Origin of the sequence: Rhodopirellula maiorica SM1 (assembly GCF_000346295.1) — a bacterium.
GTDB lineage: Bacteria > Planctomycetota > Planctomycetia > Pirellulales > Pirellulaceae > Novipirellula > Novipirellula maiorica.
Map to the genome: position 1 here is coordinate 1 of NZ_ANOG01000918.1, position 6,650 is coordinate 6,650.

Sequence of the window (6,650 nt, forward strand, 5' to 3'; positions counted from 1 at the left end):
GGTCACGCAGCCCAACGGAGTCGTGTTGACGGTTGCTGATCTAGGCGTGGTTAAGGATGAATTCGCTGACGTGACCGCCACCGGTGAAATCAATGGCGAACCAGCCATGGTCGTGAACGTGGAACGCACCAAGAGCGAGGATTTGTTGGCGTTGGTGGATGCTGTCTACGATTACGTCGACGTCAAAGAGCTCCCCCAGGGCTATCGATTCGAGATTTGGGGCGACAGCAGCAAGGATGTGCGAGACCGTCTTTCGCTATTGCTGCGAAACGGTGCACAGGGATTGTTTCTTGTGTTCTTGGTACTCGCGTTGTTTCTCGAGATTCGGTTGGCAGTTTGGGTTGCTCTCGGGATTCCGATTTCAATTCTGGGTGCCGGAGCGATGTTGTCCTGGGGCGACCAAACGCTCAACATGCTAAGTCTGTTTTCGTTTTTGGTCGCATTGGGCATCGTCGTGGATGATGCGATTGTGATCGGCGAAAATATTTATTCGCACCAGCAGATGGGCAAATCGTTGTTGGATGCGGCGGTCGACGGAGCGACCGAAGTCTTGCCCAGTGTCGCTGCATCGGTGACGACCACCGTGATTGCGTTCTCGCCGATGTTTTTTGTGTCCGGAGTGATGGGCAAATTCATGGCGGTGATTCCGTTTGCCGTGATCGCGATGTTGCTGATCTCGCTGTGGGAAAGCACGTTTGTCTTGCCGTGTCACCTGGCTCATCGGCACCACGGCGTCTTTCGTCTGATTTCGGTCGTGATGTATCCGCTGCGACCATTTGGATTGTTGTTGGGATGGGCCAGTGTGCGAGCGACGCAGGGAATGGATTGGGTTTGCACTCGGTTTTATGTTCCCACCCTGAAATTCAGTCTGCGACATCCTCCGTTCATGATTGCGGTCGCGGTGGCGCTGTTTTTGGTGACGATCGGGATGGTCCGAGGCGGTATCGTCAAGAGTATCTTGTTCCCGAAATCGGATAACAATTTTTTACAAGCGACGATCGTCTTTCCGGACGGCACGTCGGCTTCGGAAACCGACCGGGCGACTCGGACGATGGAAGAAGCGATCCGGCGCGTCAGCGTCCGTGTGGCCGAACAGCGGGCTGTGGAGTCTGGAATTCCCGCCGAGAAGATCTACCCACTGACCGACGGCAAAGTGACCGGGCCAGTCCGGTTGACTTATCGCGAGAACGGAAAGATCACCAACACCCAAGGGCCGATGGGAGGAAACGGGGGCGGTGGCAGCCATCTAGGACAGGTCTTCGTCGAGCTGTTTGATACCGAAATTCGCGACATTCACAGCGATCTGTTGCTTTCGATGTGGCGTGAGGAAGTGGGCGAGTTCGCGGGGGCCGAGAAGGTCACTTACGGATCAGTCGGTGTTGGACCGAGCGGCAAACCGATCGAATTCAAACTGCTAGCCCAAAGCGAAAATGTCGACCAATTGTTGTCCGCGACCGAGGCGATCAAAACGCGGTTGGCGGATTTCACCGGCGTCTTTGACATCGCCGATGACAATACGCCGGGCAAATGGGAGTTCCAATTCAAAGTCAAAGATCGCGCGCTCGCCACCGGGGTGACGCCGATGGATCTGGGGGATACCGTTCGCAATGCTTACTTCGGCGCCGAGGTGATGCGATTGCAACGCGGCCGGCACGAGGTCAAATTGATGGTCCGGCATCCCGAAGAGGAACGCAACAGTTTGGTGAATTTTCGCGAAATCCGCGTGCGTACCGCCGATGGAAAACAGAGCCCGATTACCGAATTGGCCGATGTCGAACTGAAGCGAGGATTCTCGGAAATTAACCGCGTTGATCAGATGCGTTCGGTGACGGTATCGGCCGATTTGGACGAAACGACGGCCAATGCTGATTTGATCATCGGCGAATTGCAATCGGATTTTGTTCCTCAACTGTTAGAGCAATACCCAGCGGTATCGTTGCGGTGGGAAGGACAACGCGAACAGAGCAACGAGTCGGTGGGCAGTTTGATGGTCGGGTTTGCGATCGCAATCGTCTGCATGTTTGTCTTGTTGGTGCTGCAGTTCCGCAGTTACGTCCAGCCGCTATTGATTTTGGCCATCGTCCCGTTTGGAATGATCGGTGCGGTGTGGGGGCACGCCGTTCTCGGTTTGCCGTTGACGTTGTTCAGTATGTTTGGGCTCGTTGCACTTGCGGGAGTCGTCGTCAACGATTCGATCGTCTTGATCGACTTTATCAATTCGCGGGTCCGCGCCGGAGTGCCGCCGCGTGTCGCACTCGTCGAATCAGGCGAACGTCGATTCCGTCCGATCATGTTGACTAGTTTGACGACAATCGCTGGATTGTTGCCGCTGTTGACCGAAAGATCGTTCCAGGCCCAGTTGTTGATTCCGATGGCGGCGAGTTTGGCGTTTGGATTGATGTTAGCCACGTCGCTCGTGTTGTTGCTGATCCCTGTGTTCTATTTGATCTATATCTGGGTGATCGAGCATCTGGGATTTTCAGTCAGCGAAGATGAATAAACGCGGCGTATAAGTTTGTTTCAGTGGCATGTTTCGTCGCTTTTCGTAGCCTGGATCGCAGCGAAGCGATGATCCGGGATGGCGGCGGAGACGCACTCACATCACCATTGCTTCCTGCCGGATCTGCGTCGCTTTGGGCGATTTAATCCGGCCTGCAGTACCTCACGGGAGTTGCCGATTGGAACGGCCACATGCTCCGGCGGAAAGCCCTGCACACTCAGGGTGGGTCATATCCGCCTGGGTTCCAAGGATGGCAACGGAGAATACGCCATACCGCTTTAATGCTGCCTCGCAGTACCCCGTATTTGCGAATTGCTTCGATCGCATACTGGCTGCAGGTCGGGGTGAAGCGACAGTTTGGACCGATCATCGGGCTGATTGCCATCTGGTAAAATCGGATGGGGGCGAGTACCACAACGATGATCCAGCGGTGAATCGTTTTGAGCATGTCTAGGTCTTCGTTTGCGCGACCGCGGACTCGCTGCGACCGTCTCGAATATGCATCAACGCGGCGATGCTAACGACGGCAATCATTGCGGGCAGGATGAACAGGGAATAACCGGTTTTCAGTGTTTGGACCGAACCAAATTTCGTGGCCTCTGCGACCAGGATCGTCGTGTACGTGGCAAACAACAACAACATCACGGCACCTTCAAACCGCGACACCGTCGATTGGCTGATGAAGATAGGCCAGCAGATCAACGCGATCATCGCCATCACGGCCAGATCAAACCACAGCACCGGTGCCGTCACCGGCACCCCAGCGGGCGACAACACGGCGGCCGCCGGCAATACGATCATCAAATTAAACATGTTACTACCCACGGCGTTGCCGACCGCCAAATCACGTTGGCCCTTCATTGCGGCGACTACCGACGTCGCTAACTCAGGAAGTGAGGTCCCAATCGCGACAATGGTCAACCCGATGACAATCTCGCTGATCCCAAATTGAGTGGCAATTTTCACCGCCGAATCGACTAACAATTGGGCGCCTAAAACCAGCATTCCCAAACCGACCAGAATGTAAACGGCATTCAAAATGCCTTGCCCCAATGACAAGGTGGGATGGGCCAAGAAATCTGGATCCAATTCGATCGCACTCCGCCGCGACGCTTCTTCGCGCCGACCTTTGCGAATCATGTAAATCGTATAGAGAATAAATCCTAGAAACAGCAGGATGCCTTCGACACGGCTGATCGACCCATCATAGCCAGTCCCCCACACGGCCAACGACGATATGATCATCACTGGCACATCCAAACGAACCAATTGAGACGACACGGTCAGCGGAACAATCACGGCCGAGAGTCCCAGGATCAGCAAAATATTGCAGATGTTGCTGCCGATCACGTTGCCCAACGCGATTTCCGAATCCCCCTTCAAACTGGATACCGACGAAACAGCCAGCTCGGGAGCACTGGTTCCAAACGCGACCACGGTCAACCCAATGATCAAGGGCGACACGCCGGCAAACGCAGCAAGCGTCACCGAACCACGTACCAGCAGTTCTGCTCCGACTACAAGAATCACGAGTCCGACGAGAAGCAACACGTAGGTCATCTGGGAATCAATCTTTGCGTAACAAGAGGGGGCTGGTGGTTCAACATGACGATTCTATGCGGAAAGTGAGAATCGAGGAACACGCGTCGAACTACAGGAAATACCGTTCCATTCAGCGAGGAATTGCGGTTGTGAGGTTCCGATCCGGTTTGCATGAGGCATCAATTCCGGGCTCTATCCCCCTGTTGCGCCACTCTCCACTGCGGCTGACGCTACATACGTGTTGCAGTAAAATGAGCCGTTCGTCCGCAAGCAGCACCTAAGCAGGTAGGCAGGAGTCGTTCGGTCTTTTGAGCCGTTTTGTCGTGAGTGGGCTGTTGATTTAATGAAGTTTCCTGTGGCAAGGGGTGGCTGATGGACTACCTCGGCTGTCATTGGTGTATTCGACGGACTAGGAAGTCCATCGTACGACTAAATCAACAGCCTGCGAGCCACGGTCCCAACGCTCAACCGGAGCTAGCATTCAGATGGGGCACTGGATGTCACCCACTGGTTCCTGCCAACCTGCTAATCAACGCCGCTTGCGTTCTCTTTTTACATGCTCAAGCTACAAGGTGAATTTTGATGCGTTTGGTCTTTGCGTTGTTGATGGTCGGAATCGGGGCTTCGCTGGTCAGAGCGGAGGTGCAAACGAAAGAAGTCGTATATCAGGATGGCGACGTGACACTCGAAGGTTTTGTCGCTTGGGATCCGTCGGCGATTTCCGAACCTGTGCCGGGGATCTTGGTTGTCCATCAATGGATGGGGCAAACTGATTACGAACGAGGTCGATGCAAACAGTTGGCGGAATTGGGGTACGTCGCATTCGCACTGGACATTTACGGAAAGGGCAACCGACCGGCAAATCCTCAAGAAGCGGCAAAACTTTCGGGGACGTTCAAAAACGACTCGGCGTTGTACCGGAAACGTTTGAATTTGGGGCTGCAGCAACTGTTGTCACAAAAGGGCGTGGATGAAAAGCAAATTGCGGCGATCGGCTACTGCTTTGGCGGCAAGGGGGTGCTCGAGTTGGCTCGCAGCGGTGCCGATGTCGTCGGCGTCGTCAGCTTTCACGGAGCACTCGATTCGCCAAGTCCCGAAGATGGCGAAAATATCAAAGCCAAAGTGCTGATTTGTCACGGAGCTGATGATCCGTTTGTTCCCGAAGCCGACATCGATGCCATGAAGAAAGAGTTCAATGATGCGAATGTCGATTGGCAAATGATTTACTACTCCGGCGCCGTGCACTCGTTCACTCAGCCGATGGCGGGCAATGATAATTCCCGCGGCGCCGCCTACAACGCCAAAGCCGACCAACGATCTTGGGTTGCAATGAAGGCGTTTTTCGCTGAGTTGTTTGATTGAATCACGCGTTGAAATCGTGTCGCGAAAGTCGCCAAGGCTTTCGCGTCGCTCTTTTTTGCCAGCCCGCTATCGCGGCGTATAATTCGCGATAGATTGAGCGCCTTATCCTGCTTCGTTTTTCTCGAACCCAGAGTCAAATTTCCAACATGACCTACGTATTACTGTTGCTCGGCTTGGCCATCTTGGTTTTAGGAGCCGAACTGCTTGTGCGTGGGGCGGTGACGTTGGCAGAGGCGGCACGAATATCACCGTTGGTGATCGGTTTGACCGTCGTGGCGTTTGGCACGAGTGCGCCGGAGCTTGCCGTTTCTTCGGTATCCAGTTTGAAGGGGGACGCGGCGATCGCGTTGGGCAACGTCGTCGGCAGCAACATCTTCAACGTATTGTTGATCCTCGGCGTATCCGCCGTGATCGTTCCGCTATCGGTTTCGTCCCAGTTGGTTCGATTCGATGTGCCGATCATGATCGCCGCCTCCGTCGTGGTTTGGTTGGCAGCTAGCGACGGAACGGTTCAGCGTTGGGAAGGCGGCGGCATGCTCGTCGCGTTTCTGCTGTACACCGGCTGGCTAATTCGAGCTGGACGCAAAGAACCCCAACCAAACGACTCACAAACGGACTTCGCCGTTCCACCGGTTTCGTGGCGAAAGTGGATTGGGAATCTGGTCATGTTGTTGATCGGATTAGGGTTGTTGGTGGTTGGTGCCGATTTGTTAGTCGATTCGGCAACCGTCATCGCTCGCCAATTTGGTGTCAACGATTTGGTGATCGGTTTGACCATTGTCGCGGCGGGAACCTCGTTACCCGAGTTGGCGACCTCGATCGTCGCCGCGATTCGAGGCCAGCGTGACATCGCGGTTGGAAACATCGTCGGCAGCAACGTGTTCAATTTGCTGATGGTGTTGGCGACCGCGGCGGTGGTAGCGGCGGACGGCGTTCCAGTTGCCAATTCAGTGCTGTGGTTCGACCTTGCCGTGATGCTGGGTGTGGCCGTTCTCTGTTGGCCGATCTTTCTATCGCACGCGGTTGTGTCGCGGGCCGAAGGCATCGTCATGTTGTTGTTGTACCTGTTTTACAACGGACTATTGATCGGCGGAGTGATGCAATCACAGTGGGTGTCGACCGCAAAAAACTACCTCGTCTTCGCGGCAATGCCGCTGGTCTTGGTGGCCGTCAGTTACATCGCATGGAAACAGCACCGCCGCGAGTCACCGCGAGACGTGACGTGACGAGTGAGCCGGAGGCGTGG

General features: G+C 54.8%; 5 protein-coding genes. 3 read left to right on the forward strand and 2 right to left on the reverse strand.

The window, feature by feature from the left end:
- Positions 1-2,500 (forward strand): efflux RND transporter permease subunit (locus RMSM_RS29125; RefSeq protein WP_040770017.1); only part of this gene is annotated, 2,500 nt, incomplete at its 5' end.
- Between the two features lie 217 nt (positions 2,501-2,717).
- Here RMSM_RS29125 and yidD read toward each other — a convergent pair.
- Positions 2,718-2,948, reverse strand: coding sequence for a membrane protein insertion efficiency factor YidD (yidD, locus tag RMSM_RS29130; protein WP_008705828.1), 231 nt, complete (start codon positions 2,946-2,948; stop codon positions 2,718-2,720).
- A 2-nt stretch (positions 2,949-2,950) separates the two neighbouring features.
- A complete protein-coding gene (locus RMSM_RS29135) occupies positions 2,951-4,060 on the reverse strand; it encodes a calcium/sodium antiporter (RefSeq protein ID WP_008705830.1) in 1,110 nt (369 codons plus the stop codon).
- Between the two features lie 564 nt (positions 4,061-4,624).
- On the opposite strand from RMSM_RS29135, the gene RMSM_RS29140 reads away from it, so the two are divergent.
- On the forward strand, positions 4,625-5,404 hold the full coding sequence (locus RMSM_RS29140) for a dienelactone hydrolase family protein (RefSeq protein WP_008705832.1): 780 nt from the start codon (positions 4,625-4,627) through the stop codon (positions 5,402-5,404).
- Positions 5,405-5,550: 146 nt separating this feature from the next.
- Positions 5,551-6,630 carry a calcium/sodium antiporter gene (locus RMSM_RS29145; RefSeq protein ID WP_008705834.1) on the forward strand — a complete coding sequence of 360 codons (1,080 nt, stop codon included), beginning with the start codon at positions 5,551-5,553 and terminating at the stop codon, positions 6,628-6,630.
- The last annotated feature ends 20 nt before the right edge of the window (positions 6,631-6,650 follow it).